Here is a 22,962-nt window from a genome sequence, read left to right on the forward strand (position 1 = left end):
CACCGGCGGTGTGGTGATCATAAAAGAACATAATGGATCATAAGGAATAAGGAAAGCGCTTGACAGCACAGAAGTGATCCTGTTGACTCTGGGCCAGATCGCACCGCGGGCTCTGATGGATCGAGAGTCGCTGCGCCCCGCCGAGGTCGGCGGTGCCGGAGGCGGTGCCGCAGCACCTTCGATCCCTGCACGCCCGAGGCGGAGGCTTCACCGTTGGAGCCGGTGCCCCGGGCATCACTGGAAGGACAGACCGATGACGTTCACCCCTACTCGCCGTTCCCTGCTCGCCGCAGCCGCGGTCGCCGCCCCTGTCGCAGCGCTCAGCGCCTGTGGAGGGGGAGGCGGCGACGCCCGCAATGCGGACGGCAAGATCGAGCTGACGATGGCCGGCTGGTCGATCGACTCCACCCCGGAGTTCACCGTTCTCAAGGAAGGATTCGAGGCGGTCAACAGCGATGTCGTCGTGGTGATCAAGGAATACAGCGCCGACGACTACGAGACCCAGCTGACCACCGACCTGTCCGCAGAGTCCGCGCCCGACGTGTTCCCGGTCAAGAACCTCCAGCCGTACCACTACCTCATGAGCAACGGCGCTCTCGCCGACGTCTCCTCCCTCGCCGAGTCCCTGTCCGGGGATGGGAACATCAACCTCGAGCACCTCACCGTCGACGACGGTGTCTTCGCCCTGCCGTACCGGCAGGACTCCTGGGTGATCTACTACAACAAGGAGCTGTTCGACGCGGCCGGCGTCTCCCACCCCGACGGCACCTGGACCTGGGATGACTACGCCGAGGCCGCACAGCAGCTGACCGAGGGTCTGGCGGGTACCGACACCCCCGCCAAGGGCACCTACCACCACACCTGGAAGTCCGTCGTGCAGGGATTCGCTCTCGCGCAGACGGAGGGCGCGGAGCTCAGCTCCGGGGATCTCGGCTTCTTCGCGCCGTACTACGAGCGCGCGCTGGCGATGCAGGACGCAGGCTTCACCGAGACCTTCTCGACCGCGCAGTCCCAGTCCCTCGCGTACCAGGCGCAGTTCGGCACCCAGAAGGCGGCGATGACGCTGATGGGCTCCTGGTACATCGCCACCCTGCTGGCCCAGCGCGAGAGCGGGGACGCGGACGTCTTCGACTGGGGACTGGCACCGGTACCGCAGCTCGACTCCTCGACGGTGGAGAACCCGGTCACCTTCGGCGACCCCACCTCCCTCGCGATCAACGCCGCCCTGACCGGGGAGAAGCTCGAGGCCGCCCAGTCGTTCCTCGAATACGTGGTCTCGGAGGAATGCTCCCAGGCTCTTGCCGGAATCGGCATCGCGCCCTCGTACTTCTCCGACGCGGTGGTCGAGACGATCTTCGGCCTCGAGGGCATGCCGGAGGATGAAGGATCCAAGGCGGCCTTCCAGAACAACGACACCCGGCCCGAGAACCCCGTCGGCGAGTTCACCAACGACATCCAGACCATCCTCGAGGACACCCACTCGGAGATCCTCACCGGCTCCACGCCGGTCGATGAGGCCCTGACCGCGGTCGAGGAGCAGCTCGCGAACGAGGGCCTGGTCGGCTGATGGCGGACACGACGCGCGCAGGACTCGCCCCGCGGGAGGTGAACACATGTCCACGCTGACCGCAGATCCTGCTGCTGACCGGATGGATCCGCCCGGTCAGCGGCGCGGGCAGCGCCTGCGCCAGAGCGCGATTCGCCGCCGTCGGACCCTCTCGGGCTGGACCTTCATCCTGCCCAACTTCCTCGGCTTCGGGCTGCTCACCCTGGGGCCCGTACTCGCGCTGTTCTACATCGCCTTCACGAAATGGACCGCCTTCGGGACGCCGCAGTTCACGGGCCTGGACAACGCCCGGCGGCTGATCGGTGACAAGACCTTCTGGACGGCGCTGCTGAACACGCTGTACTACGCCGGCGTGCACATCCCGGTCACGCTCGTGCTCTCGCTCGGGCTCGCGATGCTGCTCAACCAGAAGCTGCGTGGTCGCGCGTTCTTCCGCTCCGCCGCTTTCTTCCCCTACTTCACCTCGATCGTCGCGGTGGCGCAGGTCTGGAACATGCTGTTCTCCCCGGAGTTCGGGCCGATCAACCAGTTCCTGCGATTCATCGGCCTGGAGAACCCTCCGGACTGGTTCACCTCGAGCACCTGGGCGATGCCAGCGGTGATCGTCGTGAGCATCTGGCGCGAGACCGGCTACTACATGCTGCTGTTCCTGGCCGGGCTCCAGGCGGTCCCGCCGGAGCTGCACGAGGCAGCGAAGATGGACGGTGCCAACTGGCTCCAGCGCCTGTGGAACGTCACCATCCCGACCCTGCGGCCGACGACCTTCTTCGTCACGGTGATGCTCACCATCGGCAGCTTCAAGGTGCTCGACCTGATCCTCGTGATGACCAACGGCGGCCCGGGCACCTCGACGCTCGTGCTCTCGCAGTACATCTACCGCATGGGCTTCGAGCGGAACGACTTCGGCTATGCCTCGGCGGTGTCTCTCGTCCTCTTCGGACTGTGCATGGTCGTGACCATCACCCAGTTCATCTACAACCGCAGAAAGGAGCGGTGAGCCATGAGCACGATCGACGCCCTGGCGCCCACCTCCGCCGGCACCTCAGCTGCCGAGCGGGCCCCGCTCCGCACCAAGCCCGACCGCCCGCTGCGCCGGTTCGCGCGACTGCTGCGCTACGTGATGCTCGGCCTCGCCTCAGTGCTGGTCCTGCTCCCGTTCGCCTGGATGGTGCTGTCCTCTCTCAAGCGCAACAACGAGGTGTTCACCGCCCCGATCACCTGGTTCCCGCAGGAATGGCAGTGGCACAACTACCTCGACATCTGGACCAAGGCGGACATGTCGACCTGGCTGATGAACACCATCATCCTGTCGGTGGCCGTGACGACCCTGCAGGTGGTGACCGGATCGTTCGCCGCCTACGGCTTCAGCAGGATCCGCTTCCCCGGGCGCGACATCCTCTTCCTGGTCTACATCGGCACGATCGCGGTGCCGTGGCAGGCGTACATGATCCCGCAGTTCAAGATGCTGTCCGCGATGGGGCTCTCCGACACCCGCCTGTCGATCATCCTGCTGCAGGCCTTCGGTGCCTTCGGAGTGTTCCTGATGAAGCAGTTCTACGACACGATCCCGGAGGAGCTCTCTGAGTCAGCCCGGATCGATGGGGTCTCCGAGTTCGGGATCTACTGGCGGATCATGCTGCCGCTGTCCGTGCCGTCGATCGCGGCGCTCGCGATCATCACCTTCACCAATACGTGGAACGACTACATGGGCCCGCTGATCTACCTGCGCAGCCCGGACCTGTGGACGATCCAGCTCGGCCTGAAGACCTTCATCGGCCAGTACAACGCGGACTACGCCGCGATCATGACCGGCTCCGTGCTGTCCGTGCTGCCCATTGCGATCGTCTTCGCGATCGGCCAGAAGCACTTCGTGCAGGGCATCGCGACCTCCGGGCTCAAGGGGTGAGCGGCATCCGCACGATGCAGCGACGCTCTGGCTCCAGGCGGCCCGACGCACCGCCGGCCAGCACTCATGCGGCACAGACCTGGTCGATGATCGCGGGATTCCTGTTCGGGGCGCTGCGGCTGAACGCGGCGCTGATGCTCGGGGCGCTGCCCCTGGTGCTGCTCTGCGTGCTGGCAGCGAACCCGCTCTCCGCGACGCCAGCGCTGATCCTGGCGCTGTATCTGGCGATGCCGATCATCACCGTCGGCTTCTGCGTTTTCCGGGACGCTCCGGTGTTCCACGTCAGCCAGGGGCCGGGCGACGGGCCCGGCGGCGAGGCGCAGGACGGCCCGCACTCCTGGTGGGACGGCTGCTCCGAACAGGAGATGCTGCGCCCGATGCTGCGGGTGCTGCGCACCACGGCACCGAAGGTGCTGCGCTCCACGGCCCTGCCGATGGCGGCGACTTTGGTACTGGTGGTCGATGCGCAATGGGTGCTCGAGCAGAGCTGGGGGCTGATGGCCGCGCCCGCACTGCTGATCGCGGCGCTGCTCAGCCTGATGATGGCCTTCGGGGTCTGCGCACTGGTCAGCGACAGAGCGGACGCCGGGCCCCTGGTGCTCGCCCGTACGGCGGGCTACGCCATGCTGCGGAGCTTCCCGCTCACGCTGCTCAGCCTGCTGGTCCTGGGGATCGGGCTGCTCGGGCTGATCTGGCAGCCGATCCTGTGCTGGGCGCTGGCGTCCTCGCTGGTCCTCTACGTGGTGTGGGCCAACACGCGTTGGTCGATCAAGCCCGCGCTGCGCACGTCCTGATGCGCCGCGGCTCCCGCCCGCCTTTCCCGCGCATGCTCACGGAGGTGCGGTGCGCAGCACGTCAGGCCTGAACAGGTGCGCATAGACCGCACGACCTGCTTCGAGGGCGAGCTTCGTCGTCTCGTCACCGGGACGCGGTCGGCCGCTCAGCCGGCGACAGCACCCAGCGCCGTGGACTCGCACAGCAGCACGTCGCCGCGCACACGCACCTCGTGGGGGTGGTCCGCGGGAGGGGCGTCCTTCGCCGCTGCCGGCTCGAGCGCCCACTCCACGGCCTGCCGCGCCATCTCGGCCAGCGGCAGCGCGATGGTGGTGAGGATCGGGTTGGCGTCGGCCGCCCCGGGGACTCCGCCGAAGCCGGCGACCGCGACCTGCCCGGGCACGTCCACGCCGCGGCGGCGCAGCTCGCCGAGCGCGCCGAGGGCCATGACGTCCGCCGGGGCGAAGACGCACAGCGGCGAGTCCGCGGGGCCGGGCGAGGAGAGCAGGTGGTCGTGGATCCGTTCGGCGAGCTGATAGCCGCCGTCGCGGGTGAGGTCCGCAGCGGTGCTGAGCTCCGGCTCGATGCCGGCCTCGGTGAGCGCGGCGACGAAGCCGCCGGTGCGGTCCCCGGCCGACGGGATCCCGGCGATGCCCTCGACCACCGCGAACCGTCGATGTCCCTCGACGACCAGGGCAGTGGCCAGCTCATGGGACGCTGCGGCGTTGTCCGTCACGATGGTGCGGCCCACGCCCAGCGACTGGCCCAGGCCCACCACCTTGCCGCCGTTGCGCTCGAAGCCCTGGAGCAGATTGCCGATGGCGGCGTCGGACTCGGTGCCGTAGCGGTGCGAGCCCACCAGCACCAGCGCATCGACCTGCTGGGCGAGCAGGGAGCGCAGCGCCCGGATCTCGGTGTCGATCTCACGGTCGGTCTGGGTGAGCAGCACCTGCGACTGGGAGGCGAACACCTGCTGCTGGACCTCGCGCGCGATGGTCGAGAAGTAGGGGTCGGCGATGTCGTGCACCACCAGACCGATCAGGCCCGAGCGGGAGCGGGCGAGCGCCTGCGCCTGGGCGTTGGCGACATAGCCGAGCTTCTCGGCGGAGGCCTTCACCTTGTCGGCGACGGCCTTCCCCGGCACGCGGGTGGAGCCGTTGAGCACACGAGAGGCGGTGGCCAGGGAGACCCCGGCGTCCTGGGCGACGTCGCTGAGGCGCACGGCGGGCATCTGGACTCCTTCTGCTGAGGGTCTGTCATGGGCTGGAGGGGGACTGGGAAACGCTGTCCCCGAATCGGACAAGCATAACGACGCCTCGCACCGCCCGATGGTCTCCAGTCGTGGATGGTGAGGGTGAGATTCCCCGGGAGGTGCCAGGCGGAACTGTCAGACGGAGCTGTCAGGTGGAGCCGTCATGCGGAGATGTCCCGGCGAGAGGCATCGACCGGATATCGCGGTGGTTCCCCGGCGCCGAGACGCCGGATCTCCTCGAGCGCCGCCTCGCCCAACCGATGCAGCTCATTGCCCTGCGAGCCGGCGATATGCGGGGTGATCGAGGCCAGCGGGGCGTCCCAGAGCGGGTCGTCAGCGGCGAGATCGTCGTGCACGTCGAGCACCGCGGCGAGGCGCCCGGAGACCACCTCGTCGCGCAGCGCGTCCAGATCCACCAGCGCGGGCCGTGCGGTGTTGAGGAAGGTGGTGCCGTCCCGCATCAGCGCGAGCAGCTCGCGGCTGACCATGCCCTGGGTGGTGGGGACATCCGGGGCATGGAGGCTCACCACATCGCTGCGGGAGTACAGCTCCTCCGGCTCCACCTTTGTCGCGCCGAGCGCGGAGATGGTCGCGGCATCGACGAAGGGGTCGGTGATGAGCACCTCGAGGTCGAAAGGCCGCAGGTGTTCAGCGACCAGCACGCCGATGCGCGAGGCGCCGATGAGGCCGACGACGGCGCCGTAGTTGCCGATCTCGGGCGCTGAGAGGGCCGCCAGGCGCGGCGCACGATCGCCCCGGTAACGGTGCTCCTGAGCGAGGGAACGCTTCCCCGCCAGCAGGATCTGGGCAAGGGTGAACTCCGCGACCGGCACCGCATTCACCTCGGTCGCCGAGGTGACCACCACATCGCCTCTCTCCCAGACGGCATCGGTGACGACATGACGCACCGTCCCGGCGGTGTGGACGATCGCCCGCAGTCGCGGCAGGCGGGCGAGGGCCGCGGCGTCGACGGGGCGCGAGCCCCAGCCGGTGATCAGCACCTCCACCTCCGCCAGCACCGCATCGGGGGCGTCGGCGAGGTCGGGGACGGCGCGCGCGGTGTCGATCTCGGCCAACTCGCGCAGCCGCGCCAGCTGGGCGGCGTCGAACATCCGCTGCGGCAGGCTCACGGGCATCGCCAGCAGCGCCCTCATCGTGCGGCCGCCTCTCCGGCCTCGATCAGCTGGCGCAGTGTGTCCGCCTCACGGCCGAGCAGGGAAGGATCATCCGCCGGGACGAATTCGAGCAGTGCGTCGCGGTCGGAGCCCTCCGTGGCGAGGATCGCGAACGCGTCCCGCCACAGCTCGGCGCGCTGGGAGAGCGGCAGGCGCTCATTCGTGGGCCACCACGAGAACGCGTGGATGGTGGAGGTGCGGGGGAGCACCTGGCGGAGCGTCTCGAGCGCCTCCGGGGCGGCCATCCCCTGATGGGACTGCCAGTACGAGAGCACGGTGTCGCGGTCGATCTCCTCGAGCAGGTGCAGGGTCGAGCCGATCTCGTCGGTCAGCGTGCGACCGTGGAATTCGAGGCCGACGTCGATGCCGTGCTCCGCCGCGCGGTCGGCGAACTGTTGGATGCGACGGGTGATCAGGGCCCGCCCCTCAGCGGGGACGTCAGCGGAACCGGTGCGACCCGCCCAGACCCGGATCCGGGGAGCGCCGAGCTCCCGGGCGGCGATGATCACCGCGTCGCCCTCTGCGCGGGCCTCGTCATCGGATCCTTCGAAGCGCAGGTAGGAGCCGTAGGAGGCGACGGCGAGCCCTGCCTGCTCGGTGAGCTCCCGTGCGCGCCGGGCTGCAGCGGCGTCGCCGGGTGGGACGTGGGCGTCTCCGGCCCATTCGATGCATTCGAGCCCGGCGGCCTGGGCGTGGCCGATCACGGCTTCGACGTCGAGGTCTCGGAAGGTGACGGAGCAGAGTCCGGGGCGGATCATGGTCCCTCCTGGTTGGACGAGAGCTGAGGGAAAGCGATTGCCATCCTGGGGAGTCTATCCGTTCGTCGGCTGACCTCCTCCGCCCGACCATGAGAGGTCTCTCATGAAGGTCTGTCCGCGGTCTCATCGACGGCCGCTGTACTGCGGAGCACGATGAGGGCCCGGCAGCGGGCGGGCTAAGCGAGGAGCGCACGCATGAGGAAGAAGACGATCTGGACCGTGGTGGCGGGTACCAGCGCCGCCGTGCTGGTGCCCGGCGTGGCCTATGCCCTGGTCGCCGGGGGTGCCTCGATGCCCACGGAGGGGCCCGGGATCGGCACTGCGGGCGCCGACGCGTCGGTCGCGGATCCTGCGTCGGTCGGGGATCCCTCCGAGCAGTCCGTCGCCGACGCTGCGGACCTGGCCATCGAGCGCGCACCGGACGAGCTGGCCGGCTCGGACGGGTCCGCTGCTCAGGTGCCCTCCCCGCAGCAGGTTCCAGCGGTGGAGACGCTGAGCTCCGCCGGATCTCCGCTGTCCCCGATCTCGGCGATGCCTGCGGTCACCGCGGTCTCTGCGCTCTCCGCCCCTTCGGCGCAGTCGCCGGCCCCGGCCCAGAAGACCACGACGCAGCGGGCTCCCGAGGCGCCGAAGCCGTCGACCACGAAACAGACCCCGAAGCAGACCTCGAAGGAGACCACGAAGAAGGCGCCCGCTCCGAAAAAGACGGTGCAGTCGGCTCCCTCGCCGGTCTCCGCGCAGAGCGCCGACTCCCCGGACTCACCCCAGTCCGCGGACGACGACGACTGAGACCGCGGCACCCCGCCCGTCAGACCGTCACAGCCAGCCGACGGCGCTCAGCGCCAGCAGCCAGAGGGAGAGCGTGACGAAGGACAGGACCGTGGAGAGCATCATGGTCGAGGCGCCGAACTCGCCCTCGCCGTACTGCTCCCCGAGTGCGGCCGCCATCGCCATCGACGGCAGTGCGGTGGTGAGGATCGCTGCGACCCGCTGTTCGGGGGTCAGTGCCGGCAGCCCCAGCAGCGGGAGCACGAGCACCAGGGCCACGGCGATCGCCGGCATGATCAGGAGCTTGCCGTTCACAGCCGCCGCGAGATCCGCCCGCTGGCCGTGCAGGTTCATCCCTACCAGCATGCCGCCGATCGAGAACAGCGCGACGGCGGAGGAGGAGCCGGCCACCAGCTCTAGCGCCGGGTCCACGAGCGCCGGGACCCCGATCCCGAGTGCGGTGAAGGCGAGCGCGGCGGCGATCGCGAGCGCCATCGGGTGGGTGACCACGCCGCGGAGGGTGCCGCTGAGGCGTCGGCCCCAGCTCTTCTCCTGGCCCGTCGAGGATTCGAACAGTGCGATCGCCAGCGGGATGATCAGGATGTTGTCGACCATCATGTCCATCCCGATCGCCAGCCCCGCCACCTCGGGGATCAGGAGCAGGAAGATCGGGAACCCGACGAAGCCGTTGTTGGTGGCGCTGACCGCGATGGAGAGCGTGGCGGCCCGCACCGGTCGTACCCGGCGGGCGCTGTTCCAGGCCCGGGCCAGGCCCACCATCGCCATCGCGGCGATCGCGTAGGTGAGCAGGTACGTCGGGTTGAAGATGTCTCCGAGGGAGCGGCCCACCACGTTCACGAAGACCAGCGCCGGCAGCGCCACCTTCACGACGTAGGTCGAGAGGACGCGCATGTCCTCGCGGCGGAGGATCCCGATCCGGGTGACACCGAAACCGAGCGCCGGCCGCTCTCAGCCGCGGCCGAGCAGCTTGCCCATCGGCACGAAGTCGGAGAATTCGGCATCCAGCGCGAGCCCGGTGCTCTCGTCGGCACCATCCGTCGCCGATGCGCTGTCTGCCTCACCCTGCGGAGCGGTTCCACCGACACCGGCGCGCAGCATGATCGCGAGATCGCCGGCGGCCCGACGCACCCGCACGGCCAGCGGCTGCCCGTCGGCCTGTCCCTCGGTGTCCGCACCGAAGTCCGCGGAGGCCGCGAACACCGCCGTCGGCACCACCTCTGCCTTCAGGTAGCTGAACATCGGGCGGATCGCGTAGTCGATCGCGAGGGAGTGGCGGGCGGTGCCGGCGGTCGCACCGAGCAGCACCGGCTTGTCCTTCCACAGCTCCATGTCGACGGCGTCGAAGAAGGTCTTGAACAGGCCCGAGGGGCCGACGTTGAACACCGGCGTGACGGCGATGACCGCATCCGCGGCACGCACCTGCTCGATCACCATCGACAGTCGCTCGTTCGGGAAGCGGGTGAGCAGGGCGTCGGTGATGTCGTGGGCGTGCTCGCGCAGCTCCACGGTGGTCACCTCGACCCGGCTGCCATCGCGGCCCAGCGCCGCTGCCGCCTCGCGGGAGAGCTGGTCGGTGAGCATCCGGGTGGAGCTCGGGGTGGAGAGCCCGGCCGTGAGGGCGACGAGGCGGAAGGTGCGGGTCATGGGGTGATCCTCTCTGGGAGCAGGGCGGGATGAGTGGGCCGGGCGGGGTCAGCTGCGGGCGTCTTCGGCGCGCAGGCCCGTCCAGTTGTCGCCGGTCTCGAACCTGTAGGAGTCGTCGAAGGCGCCATCCTTCGCGGCGGCGGCGGCCACGCGAGCGGCGTGGGTGGGTGCCTCGGGGACATCCGCGGGCTTGCGGGCTTCGAGCTCGCGGCGCAGCACCGGCACGACCTCGGTGCCCAGCAGCTCGATCTGCTCCATCACGGTCTTGTGCGGCAGGCCGGCGTGATCCATGAGGAACATCTGGCGCTGGTAGTCGCCGACGTTGTCCGCCATGGTCAGGTAGCGCTCGATGACCTGCTCGGGGGAGCCGACGGTGAGTGGGGTCTGCGCGGTGAAGTCCTCCATCGACGGGCCGCCGCCGTAGACCGGGGCGTTGTCGAAGTAGGGGCGGAACTCGTTGATCGCGTCCTGGGAGTTCTTGCGCATGAAGGCCTGGCCGCCGAGGCCCACATAGGCCTGGTGGGCCTTGCCGTGGCCGTAGTGCTCGTAGCGCTCGCGGTACAGCTGCACCATCTGCTTGGTGTGGGACATCGGCCAGAAGATGTTGTTGTGCAGGAATCCGTCGCCGTAGTACGCGGCCTGCTCGGCGATCTGCGGGGAGCGGATCGAGCCGTGCCACACGAAGGGCGCGACGCCGTCCAGCGGGCGCGGAGTGGAGGTGAACTGCTGCAGCGGGGTGCGGAACTGGCCCTCCCAGTCCACGACATCCTCGGTCCACAGCCGACGCAGCAGGTCGTAGTTCTCGATCGCGATCTCGACGCCCTTACGGATGTCCTGCCCGAACCAGGGGTAGACCGGGCCGGTGTTGCCGCGCCCCATCACCAGATCGACACGGCCCCCGGTGAGGTGCTGCAGCATCGCGTAGTCCTCGGCGATCTTCACCGGGTCGTTGGTGGTGATCAGCGTGGTCGCGGTGGAGAGGATGATCTTCTCGGTCTGCGCGCCGACGTAGGCCAGCGTGGTGGTGGGGGAGGAGGTCACGAACGGAGGGTTGTGGTGCTCGCCGATCGCGAACACGTCCAGGCCCACCTGCTCGGCGAGCTTGCCCTGCTCCACCATGGACATCAGGCGCTCATTCTCGGTAGGGATCCTGCCGGTGACGGGGTCCGGCGTGATGTCGGCGATGGTGAAGATTCCGAACTGCATGGTGGGCGCTCCTCGCGGTAGGTCTCGGTGCCGGGGAGTGGTGTGCTTGTGTCATCTTGCTACGACTTCCCCGGGCGATGGTTCAAGATTAAACTAGATTGTTCGGGGGTGCAAGACCGGGTGACCGTGGTCGCCTCTCCGGCCCCAGGCGCACAGAGGAGTGGGGCAGAGGGATGGGGTAGAGGGGTGAGGTAGTAGGGCGGGGCCCGCGGTTCCTCGTGCCCTGGCGTGCAAACGGTGGCAGGATGGCGTCTCATGACACGAGAGACCATCGACGCCCTGTTGGACGCCCGCCGGCTCGCGGGCCTGGAGACCACCGACGGAGGCAGGATCCTCGCCAAGATGTCCGCCCCGGACGCCAAGGGCACCGGATATCGCAGCTCCCTCGTGGAGCTCGACGGTGATCGCATCCTCCCGCTGACCCGCGGCAGCGCCTCCATCGGGGCGATCGCCGCCGCCGAGGACGGCACCACCTTCTTCACCGCCAAGCGGGTGGGCGAGGACGGTGACGAGGCCGACGATGCCCAGCTGTGGGCGCTGCCCGTGCGGGGCGAGGCCCGCGAGCTCGCCTCCCGCGCCGGCGGCTTCGGCGGCCTGAAAGCCGCTGGCGGTCACCTGATCGCCGAGCTCGAAGTGCATTCACAAGCGGCCGACGAGACCGAGCACGCCGCCCTCAGCACGAAGCGGAAGGACGCCAAGGTCACCGCCGCGCTCCACTCCGGCTTCCCCACCCGCTACTGGGACCACGACCTCGGCCCCACCCGCCCCGTGCTCGCGATCGCCGCGCTGCCCGAGGACCTCGCCTGGGCCGAGGCCACGCCAGCACCGGGGACCACGCCTGCGTCCGGGGCTGACGAAGCTGCTGCATCTGATGGCGCCGGCGCCGCGGAGGACGCCCCGGCCACGCAGCTGCTGCACTTCCGCCACGTCACGATGCCCGCCGGGCGTCTGCTCGGCTGGACGGTGGACCGCGAGGGCACCCGGGCGCTCGCAGCGATGCAGGACTCCCGCGGAGACCTGCTCGGCACGCCCGATCTCTACCTGCTGGACCTGATCGGCGCGCAGCCGCCGCGGCTCCTGCGCGAGGCGACCGCGGAGGTCGAGTACGACCCCGGCGAGTTCAGCCCGGCCGGCACCCACGCCCTCATCGGCCGCTCGCGCACCTGGACGCAGCAGGCGACCCTCTCGGGCGCTGTCGAGCTCCTGGATCTGGCCACCGGCACCTCCACCGAAGTGTGGCCGGAGCTGGACCACTGGGTGGATCCGATCTGGCTGGACGAGACGACGCTGATCGCGACCAGTGACGACCAGGGCCGCGGCTCCGTCTGGATCGGCGGGGTCGCAGATCCCGCCCCACGCCGACTCGCGGGCGGGCCGGAGCAGGACCTCGCCTTCTCCGCGGCCTCCGTGGCAGGAGGCGCGATCATCGCCTCCGCCTCCGGGATCGCCGTCGCCCCGTACCCGGTGCGCATCGACCCGGCCACCGGGGAGGTCCACGCGCTGCCGAACCCGGCCGACGCCGTCGACCCCGTCGGCACCCTCACCGAGGTCAGCGCCACCGCCGAGGACGGCACCGACCTGCGCGCCTGGCTGCGCCTGCCCGACGGGGAGGGCCCGCACCCGCTGGTCGTCTTCGCCCACGGCGGCCCGTGGGGGTCCTGGAACGCCTGGACCTACCGCTGGAACCCGAACCCGTTCGTCGCGGCCGGATATGCGGTGCTGCTGCCGGACCCGGCGATCTCCACCGGCTACGGCCAGGCGATGATCGACCGCGGCCAGCACGAGTTGGGCGGCGCCCCCTACACCGACATCATGGCGCTGACCGACGTCACCGTGGCGCGGGATGACATCGACTCCGAGCGCACCGCCTTCGCCGGCGGCTCCTACGGCGGCTACATGGCCAACTGGGTGGCCGGGCACACCGGCGACCGCTTCCGCTGCATCGTCACCCACGCCTCCCTGTGGGACACCGACACGATGGGCCACACCACCGACAACTCCGGCTGGGAGCGCCCGATGCGGGAGCAGAACGCCCTGTACAACCCCAAGAATTTCGTGGGCGAGATCGTCGCACCGATGCTCGTGATCCATGGGGACAAGGACTACCGGGTCCCGATCGCTCAGGGCCACGCCCTCTGGTACGACCTGCACGAGTTCTCGGCCACACCACGGGACGCCGAGGGCCGCACCCAGCACCGCTACCTGTACTTCCCCGACGAGGGCCACTGGATCCAGGGCCGCGGCAACGCGCAGGTCTGGTACGAGACCTTCCTCGGCTTCCTCGATGAGCACGTGCGCGGCGAGGCCTGGCAGCGCCCCGCGACGCTTGGCTGATCGACGTGCTGCGAGGAACGAGCGGCAGGAGATCTGCCGAGAAGGGGAGGTGAGGCGACGCGATGACCAGCATGTTCCCCGGGGCGTTCAACGCGCGGGACGTGGGCGGGCTGCCGCTCGTCGGCGGTGGCACCGTGCGCGCCGGCGTGTTGCTGCGCTCCGATGCCCTGGCCACGCTCACCGATGAGGGCGTCGCCCTGCTCGAACGCGTCGGGTGCGTGGTCGACCTCCGCACGCCGCAGGAGCGGGCGGCGGCGCCGAACCGGCTGCCGTCCTCGGGGGAGATCCGCGTCCTGGAGCGCCCCCTCCTCGAGGGTGCGATCGCGCAGATGGCGGAAGGGTCTGTGGCCGCGATGGCGCAGCTGTCAGAGCAGGCCGGGTCCAGCCCGGAGCCCAGCGCGGAGCTGCGCGAGGAGCTCCGCGCGCAGATCCCCACCCTCGCCGCGCTCTACACCTCGATGCTCGCGCACGGAGCAGCGGTGTTCGCAGACTGTGCTCGCACGGTCGCGGCCCCCGGGGCCTCGGGCTCGCCGCACGGGGCCGTGCTCCTGCACTGCACCGCGGGCAAGGATCGCACCGGCATCGCGATCGCGCTCCTGCTCGCGGCCGCCGGGGTCGAGCGCGAGGCCATCATCGCCGACTACACCCGCAGCCAGTCCGAGCTCACCGGACCCTGGGCGGACCGCATGCTCGAGGGCATGCGCCGGGCCGGTATCCCGCCGCTGCCGGAGATCGAGCAGCTCATGGTCTCCACCCCGGCCTCTGCGATCGAGGCTGCGCTCGCCGAGGTGGACGCCCGCGGCGGCGCGGCGGCATATCTCCGCTCGGGCGGTCTGAGCGAGGAGGAGCTCGCCCTGCTGCGCTCGCGACTGCGCGACGACACCTGAGTCCTGAAACCTGAGCCCTGAGCCCTGAGCCCTGAGCCCTGAGCCCTGAGCCCTGAGCCCTGAGCCCTGAGCCCTGAGCCCTGAGCCCTGAGCCCTGAGCCCTGAGCGAGGCGAGCCCATGCCGGACGTTCCGTCAGCTACTCATGGGTATCCCCTCCGAACTGTCGTGACGGCGTGGCTGATGCGACAGTTCAGAGCGGGTACTGACGAGTAACGCGGGGCGCGGCCCTCTGCTGCGCGCCTCTCAGGACGCGGGCAGTTCAGAAGGCGGGCAGCAGGGTGGCGCTGTGCTCCTCCTCGAGGAAGCTGCGCACTGCGTCGCTGGTCATCGCCCGGCGCAGCACCTGGATCTTCTCGGAGTCCTGGTTGTCCTCGCGTGCGATCAGGGAGATGGTGAATCGCTGGTCCACGAGCTCCTCGAGCAGGAGCGCATCGGCCGGGGTCAGGCCCACCTTCTCGATGTAGGAGGGGTAGCTGTAGACCAGCGCCATGCCCTCCTCGTCGTAGGCGGAGGGGAGGTTCAGCAGGTCGATCTGCACGAACTCGAGGGACAGGGGGTTGTCCACGATCTCGCCCACGCGGCCCTCGAAGCCGGTGCCCTCGGGCAGGGTGATCAGCTCCTGCCCTGCGAGGATCGCGAGCGCGCGGCCCTCGTTGGAGGCATCGTTGGGGATCGCGACCTTCGCGCCCTCGGGGAGCTGCTCGATGTCGTCGAAGGCTTTGGCGTAGAAGCCGACCTTCGCGTCGTAGATCCCGTCCAGCAGCACCAGATTCGCGCCATGGGCCTCGTTGAACGCCTGCATGTACGGCTCGTGCTGGGCGAAGTTCGCATCGACCTCGCCGTCGGCCAGCAGCCGGTTGTACTGGACGTTGTCGCTGACCTGCACCAGCTCGATCGTGTACCCCTCCTCGGCGGCGGCCTCGCCGGCGAGGGTGACCACGTCGGTCATCGGCGGCAGGTGGGAGGCCACCTTGATGACCTTGTCCTCCTCGCCGCCGCCGGACTCGCCTGCCCCGCATGCGGCAAGGGCCAGGGCGGTGGTCCCGGCAAGGGCGGTCAGGGCGAAGCTGCGGCGGTTGAACAGGTGTCGCGTCATGGGGGTCTCGTTCCTGGTCAGGAGGCGCTCAGCGCGCCCGCTTGTCGATGATGCGGGCAAGCAGGGTGCCCGCTCCCTGGATGACCATCACGCACACGACCATTATGAGGATCGTCGTGTACATCAGGTCGTATTCGTAGGTCTGGTAGCCGTACCGGATCGCGAAGTCGCCCACGCCGCCGCCGCCGACGACGCCCATGATGGTGGAGTAGCTGACCATCGAGATCGTCACCGTGGTCAGGCTCAGCACCAGGCCGGAGCGGGCTTCGGGGAACAGGAACAGGCTGATCAGCTGCAGCGGCCCGGCGCCCAGCGAACGGGCCAGCTCCACGGTCTGCTCGGGCACATCCAGCAGGGTCTGCTCGGAGAAGCGGGCGTAGAGCGCGGCGGCGACGAAGGCCAGCGGCACCGACGCCGCCGTGGTACCGAAGGACGTCCCCACCAGCCAGCGGGTGAACGGGATCAGCGCCACCACGAACAGGAGGAAGGGCACCGAGCGCACCACGTTGACATAGGCGTTCAGCAGTCGGTGCAGCCAGAGCCGGGGGTAGGGCCCGTCGGGCCGGGCGAGGTAGAGCAGGGTCCCGATCGGGAGGCCCACGAGCACCGCCGCGACCATGGAGTTGACCATCATGATCCCGGTCTCGAGGATCGAGAGGACGATCTCTCCGCGGTACTCGCCGAGGCGTGCCAGCAGATCGCTCATCCCAGGAACTCCCGGGCACGCTCGGCGTAGGAGTCGAACCGTTCCTGCAGGGGTGGCGGGGTCACCTCGGTGAGAGCGGCGAGACGGCCCTGCTCGAGCACCGCAGCCCGGTCGCACGAGGACTTGATGACGTCCAGCTCGTGGCTGACCAGCACGATCGTGGTGCCGAAACGGTCGCGAACATCACGCAGGATGGCCATGACCTCCTCGGTGGTCCCTGAGTCCAGGGCCGAGGTGGGCTCGTCGCACAGCAGGATCCCCGGCTGGGTGGACAGCGCCCGGGCGATCGCCACGCGCTGCTTCTCGCCGCCGGAGAGCTGGCTGGGGTGCTTGCGGTGATGATCGGCCATCTTCACGAACTCGAGCATCTGCATCACAGTGTCGCGCTCACGGCGGCGCTGCAGCCGCAGCGGTCGGGCCACGTTGTCGAAGACGGTCGAGTTGCCCAGCAGGTTGAACTGCTGGAACACCATGCCGATGCCGCGCCGGCGCTTCCGCAGCTCGCGTGGGGACAGGGCGCCGAGGTCCTCCCCGTCCACCAGCACGGTTCCGGAAGAAGGGGCCTCGAGGTGGTTGATCAGCCGCAGCAGCGTCGATTTGCCCGAGCCGGATTCGCCGACGATGCCGAACATCTCGCGGTCTTCGATGGTGAGGGTGACGTCGTTCAGCGCGGTCGCCGTGGAGCGTCCCTGGGGGAAGCTCTTGGTGACATTCCGCAGCTCGATCATCGTCGGCCCAGCCTACCGACCATGCAGGTCAGAAGGTTATGCGCTGCATCACGTTCAGTGTTGAACTATCAGCTCGACGACCGGCACGCCCTGCCCGCGCAGGAGCTTGGAGACGGGGCAGCGGGCATGCGCGGCGTCGACCAGTCGCTGGGCCTGGTCCGGGTCCAGTCCCGGGATGCTCACCAGGGCGCGGGGTATGAAGCGGTAGCCGCCGGCTGGGTCAGGGTGCAGCCCCACCTCGACGCTCACCTGGCTGGGATGCTCGAGCCCCTGGGCGTTCATCACCACCCGCAGCGTCTCCCCGAGGCACGTGCTCCAGGCCATCGCCAGGAACTGCTCGGGGTTGAACCCCTTCGCTGTGGGCGTCGGCCCACCCGTCGGCAGCGCGACCGCCCCGTCCGGGGCGTCGGCCAGAGCCTCGAGCGCAATGGCGGAGGCTCCGCGGATCTGCACCCGGCCAGAGGTGCCTCCGCTGTTCTCGACCCGGGCGGTGTACAGCGCGGGGTCGGGCTTCGGAGACGCGCCGGTCTGCGGGTCGGAAGCGGCTGGGGGAGCGGGGTCGGTCACCATCGATCCAGGCTAAGCGGTGCCATCGATCCTTGACGCCAGCTCGAACACGTGTTCGACTGTGCGGTATGCGATGGAGTGGGCAGGAGATTGGCCAAGAGCCCGGCGAGCAGCAGCGGTCCCCGGCGCTGCTGGGCCTGTCGGGCCTCGTGCGCAGCGTGACCACCCCCGACTTCCAGGGCGTCACCTTCCACGAGGTCACCGCGAAGTCCGCGCTGAATCGCGTGCCCGCCGCGAGCTCGATGCCCTTCGAGTGGACGGTGAACCCCTACCGCGGCTGCTCGCACGCCTGTGTCTACTGCTTCGCCCGCAGCAGCCACCGCTACCTCGACCTCGATGCGGGCGCCGACTTCGATCAACAAGTGATCGTCAAGGTCAACACCGCCGAGGTGCTGCGAGCCGAACTCGCGAAGCGCTCCTGGCGGTGGGACCTGGTGGCACTGGGCACCAACACCGATCCCTACCAGCGGGCCGAGGGGCGGTACCGGCTGATGCCCGGCATCATCGATGCCCTGGCGGACTCCGGCACCCCGCTGTCGATCCTCACCAAGGGCACGCTGCTGCGCCGCGACCTGCCGCAGCTGGTGACAGCCGCCGAGCGGGTCCCGGTGGACCTCTCGATGTCGATCGCCGTGTTCGACGACGCGCTGCAGAAGGCCGTCGAGCCCGGCACGCCCACCACTGCGGCGCGGTTGGCGACGGTGCGCGCCGCGGCCGACGCCGGCTTCCGAGTCACCGTGTTCCTCATGCCGATCATGCCGTGGCTGACGGATTCCGACGCCCAGCTCGACGACGCCCTCGCCCAGATCGCCGGCGCCGGCGCCGCGCACGTCATCTTCGGCGCGCTGCACCTGCGCCCGGGGGCGAAGGAGTGGTTCCTCGAGTGGATCCAGCGGGAGCACCCGGAGCTCGCCACCGGGTACCGACGCTTCTACGGCACCGCGTCCTACGCCCCGGCGGCGTACCGCAAGCACCTCGCCCAGCGGCTTCGGCCGCTGCTGAGGCGTCACGGCCTGGACTCCCGCGAGGACGAGGACCAGCCCGAGCAGCGACGCTACGCGGCCGACGCCGCACGTCGGATCCGCACCGCGCCCTCGGCACTGGATCTGGCGCTGCAGCCGGCGCTGTTCTGAGCTGGCCATAGAAATGCCGGGTGAGGGTCAGGCCACAGCGTCGGCGCCTGCCGACCAGGTCGAGCACTCGCCGAGGGACCCGCGGCTGTCCCGTCCGGTGCCCACCCAGGCGGCACGCGACTCTTGGGCGGGATCACCCGCGGTGACAGGCTCACCCTGCGCCTCGACGGAGGTCACGAAATCCTCGACCCGCTCGGCCGGGCGGATACCCTGCGGCAGCTGGAAGGCCGCGGCCGAGGAGAGGCAGGAGACCTGCAGTGCGTACCGGCGCTGGACCTCGTCGGCCTGCTCCGGGGCGTCGGCCAGCTCGAGCAGCAGCGCGCCGTAGTAGGCGTCCATATCGGCTGCGGCCAGCGCGAACATCGTGTACGAGTACGCCAGGTGCCACATGTACAGGCTGGGAGCCTCCGTGGCCGAGGTGTTCGAGAACCCCGGATCCCAGGCGGCCGGCCAGTAGAGGGTGTTGTCGTCATGGCAGACCACCGGGGCGGTCTTGGTGAAGTTCGCGGTCTGGCAGGCGGAGTCCGTCGGCAGTGTGTCCATCGTGTAGACGACCACGTCCGGGGCCTCGAAGGCGATGCCCACGGGCTCGAGGGCGTCGGCCCAGACCGTCTCCAGGCAGCCCGCGCCCGCCTCGAGATAGCCCGGCAGCTCCTCGGCCGGCAGCATCCCTCCCGCGGCCGGCGGCAGGACGCATTGCGCGGGGATCGGCAGCCGCGCCTCGAGCAGCGGATTCTCGGCGAGAACCTGCTGGAGCTCCTCGGGACTGCCGGCGGGGACCTGCTCCTCCGTGAGCGGTGCCCACACCCCGGGGTCGACATCGGGGGTGTTCATCAGAGGGTCTTGGGCCATGGGGGCCGTGGCGTCGTCGTGGTCGGTGAGCCACAGCGCGGTGAGCCCGCCGCCGATCCCCAGCAGCAGGAGCATCGCGCAGCCGAAGGCGATCGCCGGGATCAGCAGCCCGCGGGGCTTGGGCCCGGTGGTGGCGTCGATCCCGGGCGGAGGCTGCGGTGGCGGTGGCGCCGGTAGTGGCCGCAGTGGCGAGGGTGCGCCGGGCGAGGGCTGGGCAGCGGCCGACGGGGTGGGCGCCGGTGGGGCCGACCGCGGGGCTGCCGGTGAGGCAGCCGGAGGGGCCGACGGCGGAGGCTCGAATCGGGGGCGCTGGTCGAAGCGCTGGATCGGCGCGTGATCGGGGACGATGGCTCGACCAAAGGGTGCGCGATCGATGAAATCGGACGACGACGACAACAACGGCGCCGGTCCCGCCGCTGCACCGGAGCCGGGACCGGCGGGCCACTGCACGGTCGGGGCGTCGTCGAGAAGCGGGCGGTGCACGGTGCCCTCATCGGGGGCTGATCGCAGCACCGTGTCTTCGTCGAGGGCCGGACGCAGCACCGTGTCCTCGTCGTCCGATGTCGCGTCGGCGTCGCCGGAGGGGTCGACCCCGTCGGCCCTGCTGTTCATCGTCCTCCTGCCGCCGGACTCGCGCCCGGGCTCAGCTCACCTGTTCAGCATCGACCAGCCAGGTGTTGCAGGCAGAGAGGTCGCCGCCGGAGTTGAAGCCGATCTCCAGCCACTTCGCACGGTTCTCGGACGAGATGTTGTACGGGGGCTCTCCCTCGATCCAGCTCTCAGGATCGGTGAGGGCTTCGCGCAGCGCCGGGGTGGGCTCGGCCGCGGACGGAACCTGCATGGCGACCGCGGAGGACACGCACTGCATCTGCAGGCTGTAGCGCCGCCAGGACTCGTTCAAGAGCTCCTCGTCGGTGCCGTCCTCGAGCATGTCCCGCATGGTGCCGTAGTAGATGGACATCGAGCTCTGCCAGCCCACAGCGTTCTGATAGATGAAGGCGAGATCCCACAGGTAGGCCCCCGGGACGTCCGCCGCATCGGGGAAGTCGAGCGCGGTGCCGTAGCCGATGGGCCAGTAGACCGTGTTGTCGAGGTTGCACATCCGAGGGAAGTCCTCCTCGAAGCTCGAATCGCACGCGGAATCCGCGGGGATGTCCGGGTAGGTGTAGACCACGACAGTGGGACCTGACCAGGGCAGCCCACGGTCCGAGCTCGCCGTGCCCCAGATCTGGTTCAAGCAGGTGGAGGACGCATCCAGCACAGCCTGCAGCTGCTCGGGAGTCGGGGAGATGGGAGTCTCGGGGAGCTCGCACGTGGTGATCGACGGCAGCTTGCCGTGGACCAGCGGGTTGTCTTCCAGGACTGCCCGCATGTCGTCGACATCGCCCGGCGGCAGGTCGATCGGCGAGACGACCTCGAACCCGGAACCTTCCTCCTCGGGGGGAGTGGTGACCTCGCTCGGGGACTCGGAGTCCGGATCCGTCTCCGGATCGGTCACGGGCTCGGTCTCGGGCGGAGGGTCGGAGGCGATCGTGGTGTCGTCCCCTCCTCGACTGAGCACGAGGTAGGTGATCCCGCCACCGACCACGAGCACCATCGCCAGGACGCAGCCCAGGGCCACAGTGATCAGAGCCCAGGGCCGCTTCCGCGGCGGCTGCTGGCCGAAGCCGCCAGGGCCGTGCGGGCCCGTCGGGCCGTGCGGGCCCGTCGGACCATGGGGGCCGGCGGGGCCGGAAGGGCCGCCATAGCTGGGGACGGCGGGTCCGTTCTGCCCCGGTCCGCCGTAGCCCGGAGGACCCGCTGCGGGGGGCGCGAACTGCGGGGAAGGCGGGAGCGACTGCCAGGGGCCCGGTGCAGGAGCGCCGTGCTGACCCCCCTGCTGACCGCCCTGCTGACCGCTGTGCTGACCGCCCGGCTGGCCACTCTGCGCGGGAGGACCGTAGTGGGGATTCTGAGGGCCGGAACCTTCAGGGGAAGGAGGCTGCTGGGAAGGAGGCTGCTGCCAGCCGCCCTGCGGGTTCGGGGCCGGCTGGTTCACACCCTGGTGGCCCGGTCTGTGCTGATCGGGCCCCTGCGGGCCGCTGCTGGAACCGCCCCATCCTGCGCTGGACATCAGCTCCCCCTCGCTTCCGTCACGTCATTGTTCCCGGCAGGATATCCGCGCAGGCCGCGCGATGGGCGGGGATGGCTCCCGCCCTTCGCATCGGACTTCGTCCTCGCCACCAGGGCTGCGCCGATGGATGCCGCTGTCAGGTCACCTGCTCGAGATCGGCCACCCACGTATTGCAGACGGAGATGTCGCCCTCGGAGGTGAACCCGCGGTCGATCCACAGGGACCGGTTTTCGGTGCTGATGTTCCGCGGAGGCTCCCCCTCGGTCAAGTAGGCGGGGTCGGTGAGCATCTCTCGAACCGCTGGAGAGGGCTCGGCGCTGGTCGGGAACTGCATCGATGCCGCGGAGGCGAGGCACAGCCGCTGCAGGGTGAGGCGCCGCCAGGTCTCGTCGAAGCGCTCCGGGTCGCTGGTCTCGAGCTCGGTGCGGATGGTCCCGTAGTAGATCGTCAGCGAGCTGTTCCAATACGCGGTGTTCGTATAGACGAAGGCGAGGTCCCAGAGGTAGGCACCAGGGACGTTCGCCGGATTGGTGAGGTCCGATGCGGTCCCGAACCCGACGGGCCAGTAGATCGTGGAGTCCAGGTTGCACATGCGGGGAGCATCCGCGGAGAACTGAGTGTCGCAGGTGGCATCCGCAGGCACATCCGGGTGCGTGTACACGACGATCTTCGGGCTCACCCACGGCAGATCACGGTCCGAGCTCGCCGTGGCCCATTGCTGGTTCAGGCAGAGCGAGGCGGCGTTCAGCACGGCCTGCAGCTCCTCGACGCTCGGCTCCAGCGGAGTCGCTGGCAGATCGCAGGTGGGCAGAGCGGGCAACGTGCCCTCGGTCAGTGGGTTGTCCGACATGACCTGCCACAGCTCATCGACGGTGCCGGTCGGCGGGTCATAGGGCACGACCACCTCGAAGGGGGTGCTCGTCTCCGCAGGCGTCGGCGACTCCGTCTCCCCGGAGGTGACCGGATCCGAGGGGGCGTCGGTGGCGATCGCGGTGTGGTCCCCGGTGCGGCTGAGCACGAGGTAGGTGAGGCCGCCGCCGACCACGAGCACCATCGCCAGCACGCAGCCCAGCGCGACGGTGATCAGCGCCCACGGCCGGTTCCGGGGAGGCTGCTGGCCGGGGCCACCGGGGCCACCGGGGCCACCGGGGCCACCCGGGCCCTGCGGACCGCCGGGACCGGACCCGCCATGCCCGGGGTGCGCGGGAGAGCCGTAGCCGGGGCCCGGGGGTCCGCCGACGTTCGGGGACCCCATCGGATGCATCGACGGGGAGCCGGACGGCGGGACCGCTGGCGGTGACTGCCAGGGGGCAGGAGACGGAGCGCCGTGCGGCCCGGCGGGCTGCCCGGCGCCGGACTGCGGCTGGCTGCCCTGCGGTGCTCCTCCCTGAGGAACCCCGTTCTGCCATGCCTCGCCCCGCGGCCCGTTGCCGGGACCACCCCATCCTGCGTTCGACATCAGCTCCCCCTCGCT

At 69.8% G+C, this 22,962-nt stretch carries 20 protein-coding genes and 1 pseudogene; 8 read left to right on the top strand and 13 right to left on the bottom strand.

Translation table 11 applies throughout. The features are described from left to right. The first annotated feature begins 253 nt into the window (after positions 1–253). The 4 genes from ACT3T9_RS14300 (at position 254) to ACT3T9_RS14315 (ending at position 4,267) form a co-directional block, all read left to right on the top strand. Positions 254–1,567 (top strand): ABC transporter substrate-binding protein, encoded by a 1,314-nt coding sequence (locus tag ACT3T9_RS14300; protein WP_444606854.1) that lies wholly within the window; start codon positions 254–256, stop codon positions 1,565–1,567. A 46-nt stretch (positions 1,568–1,613) separates the two neighbouring features. Continuing rightward, on the top strand, positions 1,614–2,564 hold the full coding sequence (locus ACT3T9_RS14305) for a carbohydrate ABC transporter permease (protein ID WP_444606855.1): 951 nt from the start codon (positions 1,614–1,616) through the stop codon (positions 2,562–2,564). 3 nt (positions 2,565–2,567) lie between these two features. Next, positions 2,568–3,473, top strand: a complete 906-nt coding sequence (locus ACT3T9_RS14310; RefSeq protein WP_444606856.1) for a carbohydrate ABC transporter permease — start codon at positions 2,568–2,570, stop codon at positions 3,471–3,473. A gap of 86 nt (positions 3,474–3,559) precedes the next feature. Then, complete coding sequence (locus tag ACT3T9_RS14315) at positions 3,560–4,267, top strand: hypothetical protein (protein WP_444606857.1); 708 nt, start codon at positions 3,560–3,562, stop codon at positions 4,265–4,267. A gap of 146 nt (positions 4,268–4,413) precedes the next feature. Here the strand turns inward: ACT3T9_RS14315 and ACT3T9_RS14320 are convergent, their stop codons facing one another. The 3 genes from ACT3T9_RS14320 to ACT3T9_RS14330 form a co-directional block, all read right to left on the bottom strand. Continuing rightward, positions 4,414–5,478 (bottom strand): LacI family DNA-binding transcriptional regulator, encoded by a 1,065-nt coding sequence (locus tag ACT3T9_RS14320; protein WP_441445936.1) that lies wholly within the window; start codon positions 5,476–5,478, stop codon positions 4,414–4,416. Between the two features lie 182 nt (positions 5,479–5,660). Further along, positions 5,661–6,653, bottom strand: a complete 993-nt coding sequence (locus ACT3T9_RS14325; protein WP_444606858.1) for a hydroxyacid dehydrogenase — start codon at positions 6,651–6,653, stop codon at positions 5,661–5,663. Further along, positions 6,650–7,432 carry a sugar phosphate isomerase/epimerase family protein gene (locus ACT3T9_RS14330; protein ID WP_444606859.1) on the bottom strand — a complete coding sequence of 261 codons (783 nt, stop codon included), beginning with the start codon at positions 7,430–7,432 and terminating at the stop codon, positions 6,650–6,652. The genes ACT3T9_RS14325 and ACT3T9_RS14330 overlap by 4 nt, the downstream gene beginning before the upstream one ends. 195 nt (positions 7,433–7,627) lie before the next feature. On the opposite strand from ACT3T9_RS14330, the gene ACT3T9_RS14335 reads away from it, so the two are divergent. Next, on the top strand, positions 7,628–8,221 hold the full coding sequence (locus ACT3T9_RS14335) for a hypothetical protein (RefSeq protein ID WP_444606860.1): 594 nt from the start codon (positions 7,628–7,630) through the stop codon (positions 8,219–8,221). A gap of 27 nt (positions 8,222–8,248) precedes the next feature. Here ACT3T9_RS14335 and ACT3T9_RS14340 read toward each other — a convergent pair. The 3 genes and pseudogenes from ACT3T9_RS14340 to ACT3T9_RS14350 form a co-directional block, all read right to left on the bottom strand. Beyond that, positions 8,249–9,148 (bottom strand): annotated as a pseudogene (locus tag ACT3T9_RS14340) (AEC family transporter); the annotation flags it as partial. Between the two features lie 21 nt (positions 9,149–9,169). Next, complete coding sequence (locus tag ACT3T9_RS14345; protein WP_441446182.1) at positions 9,170–9,865, bottom strand: CE1759 family FMN reductase; 696 nt, start codon at positions 9,863–9,865, stop codon at positions 9,170–9,172. A gap of 48 nt (positions 9,866–9,913) precedes the next feature. Continuing rightward, a complete protein-coding gene (locus ACT3T9_RS14350; protein WP_444606861.1) occupies positions 9,914–11,071 on the bottom strand; it encodes an LLM class flavin-dependent oxidoreductase in 1,158 nt (385 codons plus the stop codon). 255 nt (positions 11,072–11,326) lie between these two features. Here ACT3T9_RS14350 and ACT3T9_RS14355 point away from each other — a divergent pair, with 255 nt between their 5' ends. After that, positions 11,327–13,405, top strand: coding sequence for an alpha/beta fold hydrolase (locus tag ACT3T9_RS14355; RefSeq protein WP_441446184.1), 2,079 nt, complete (start codon positions 11,327–11,329; stop codon positions 13,403–13,405). Between the two features lie 62 nt (positions 13,406–13,467). Next, positions 13,468–14,292, top strand: coding sequence for a tyrosine-protein phosphatase (locus ACT3T9_RS14360; protein WP_441446185.1), 825 nt, complete (start codon positions 13,468–13,470; stop codon positions 14,290–14,292). A 260-nt stretch (positions 14,293–14,552) separates the two neighbouring features. Here the strand turns inward: ACT3T9_RS14360 and ACT3T9_RS14365 are convergent, their stop codons facing one another. The 4 genes from ACT3T9_RS14365 to ACT3T9_RS14380 are packed head-to-tail and all read right to left on the bottom strand — an operon-like array spanning position 14,553 to position 17,393. Further along, positions 14,553–15,389: a MetQ/NlpA family ABC transporter substrate-binding protein gene (locus ACT3T9_RS14365; RefSeq protein WP_441445763.1), complete on the bottom strand. Its 837-nt coding sequence runs from the start codon at positions 15,387–15,389 to the stop codon at positions 14,553–14,555. Positions 15,390–15,417: 28 nt separating this feature from the next. Further along, a complete protein-coding gene (locus ACT3T9_RS14370) occupies positions 15,418–16,095 on the bottom strand; it encodes a methionine ABC transporter permease (protein WP_441445764.1) in 678 nt (225 codons plus the stop codon). Beyond that, entirely contained in the window at positions 16,092–16,823 is a 732-nt protein-coding gene (locus tag ACT3T9_RS14375) for a methionine ABC transporter ATP-binding protein (protein ID WP_441445765.1), read from the bottom strand. The genes ACT3T9_RS14370 and ACT3T9_RS14375 overlap by 4 nt, the downstream gene beginning before the upstream one ends. Before the next feature lie 54 nt (positions 16,824–16,877). Further along, a complete protein-coding gene (locus ACT3T9_RS14380) occupies positions 16,878–17,393 on the bottom strand; it encodes an OsmC family protein (RefSeq protein WP_444592527.1) in 516 nt (171 codons plus the stop codon). Positions 17,394–17,458: 65 nt separating this feature from the next. Between ACT3T9_RS14380 and ACT3T9_RS14385 the strand changes: the two genes are divergently transcribed. Next, complete coding sequence (locus tag ACT3T9_RS14385) at positions 17,459–18,523, top strand: Rv2578c family radical SAM protein (RefSeq protein WP_442331962.1); 1,065 nt, start codon at positions 17,459–17,461, stop codon at positions 18,521–18,523. Between the two features lie 27 nt (positions 18,524–18,550). Here ACT3T9_RS14385 and ACT3T9_RS14390 read toward each other — a convergent pair whose 3' ends face one another. From ACT3T9_RS14390 to ACT3T9_RS14400, 3 genes are all read right to left on the bottom strand, one after another. Then, positions 18,551–19,987, bottom strand: a complete 1,437-nt coding sequence (locus ACT3T9_RS14390; RefSeq protein WP_444606862.1) for a hypothetical protein — start codon at positions 19,985–19,987, stop codon at positions 18,551–18,553. Between the two features lie 31 nt (positions 19,988–20,018). Next, entirely contained in the window at positions 20,019–20,996 is a 978-nt protein-coding gene (locus tag ACT3T9_RS14395) for a hypothetical protein (protein ID WP_441445769.1), read from the bottom strand. Positions 20,997–21,624: 628 nt separating this feature from the next. Further along, the coding region (locus tag ACT3T9_RS14400; protein WP_444606863.1) for a hypothetical protein at positions 21,625–22,962 on the bottom strand (1,338 nt) is incomplete at its 5' end.

It is taken from the genome of Brachybacterium sp. AOP29-B2-41 (genome assembly GCF_052378395.1).
In the GTDB taxonomy this organism is placed as follows: domain Bacteria; phylum Actinomycetota; class Actinomycetes; order Actinomycetales; family Dermabacteraceae; genus Brachybacterium.

Coding starts and splice junctions, on each gene's coding strand:
- ACT3T9_RS14300 (WP_444606854.1), top strand. CDS start 254: ATGACGTTCACCCCTACTCGCCGTTCCCTGCTCGCCGCAGCCGCGGTC.
- ACT3T9_RS14305 (WP_444606855.1), top strand. CDS start 1,614: ATGTCCACGCTGACCGCAGATCCTGCTGCTGACCGGATGGATCCGCCC.
- ACT3T9_RS14310 (WP_444606856.1), top strand. CDS start 2,568: ATGAGCACGATCGACGCCCTGGCGCCCACCTCCGCCGGCACCTCAGCT.
- ACT3T9_RS14315 (WP_444606857.1), top strand. CDS start 3,560: ATGATCGCGGGATTCCTGTTCGGGGCGCTGCGGCTGAACGCGGCGCTG.
- ACT3T9_RS14320 (WP_441445936.1), bottom strand. CDS start 5,478: ATGCCCGCCGTGCGCCTCAGCGACGTCGCCCAGGACGCCGGGGTCTCC.
- ACT3T9_RS14325 (WP_444606858.1), bottom strand. CDS start 6,653: ATGAGGGCGCTGCTGGCGATGCCCGTGAGCCTGCCGCAGCGGATGTTC.
- ACT3T9_RS14330 (WP_444606859.1), bottom strand. CDS start 7,432: ATGATCCGCCCCGGACTCTGCTCCGTCACCTTCCGAGACCTCGACGTC.
- ACT3T9_RS14335 (WP_444606860.1), top strand. CDS start 7,628: ATGAGGAAGAAGACGATCTGGACCGTGGTGGCGGGTACCAGCGCCGCC.
- ACT3T9_RS14345 (WP_441446182.1), bottom strand. CDS start 9,865: ATGACCCGCACCTTCCGCCTCGTCGCCCTCACGGCCGGGCTCTCCACC.
- ACT3T9_RS14350 (WP_444606861.1), bottom strand. CDS start 11,071: ATGCAGTTCGGAATCTTCACCATCGCCGACATCACGCCGGACCCCGTC.
- ACT3T9_RS14355 (WP_441446184.1), top strand. CDS start 11,327: ATGACACGAGAGACCATCGACGCCCTGTTGGACGCCCGCCGGCTCGCG.
- ACT3T9_RS14360 (WP_441446185.1), top strand. CDS start 13,468: ATGACCAGCATGTTCCCCGGGGCGTTCAACGCGCGGGACGTGGGCGGG.
- ACT3T9_RS14365 (WP_441445763.1), bottom strand. CDS start 15,389: ATGACGCGACACCTGTTCAACCGCCGCAGCTTCGCCCTGACCGCCCTT.
- ACT3T9_RS14370 (WP_441445764.1), bottom strand. CDS start 16,095: ATGAGCGATCTGCTGGCACGCCTCGGCGAGTACCGCGGAGAGATCGTC.
- ACT3T9_RS14375 (WP_441445765.1), bottom strand. CDS start 16,823: ATGATCGAGCTGCGGAATGTCACCAAGAGCTTCCCCCAGGGACGCTCC.
- ACT3T9_RS14380 (WP_444592527.1), bottom strand. CDS start 17,393: ATGGTGACCGACCCCGCTCCCCCAGCCGCTTCCGACCCGCAGACCGGC.
- ACT3T9_RS14385 (WP_442331962.1), top strand. CDS start 17,459: ATGCGATGGAGTGGGCAGGAGATTGGCCAAGAGCCCGGCGAGCAGCAG.
- ACT3T9_RS14390 (WP_444606862.1), bottom strand. CDS start 19,987: ATGAACAGCAGGGCCGACGGGGTCGACCCCTCCGGCGACGCCGACGCG.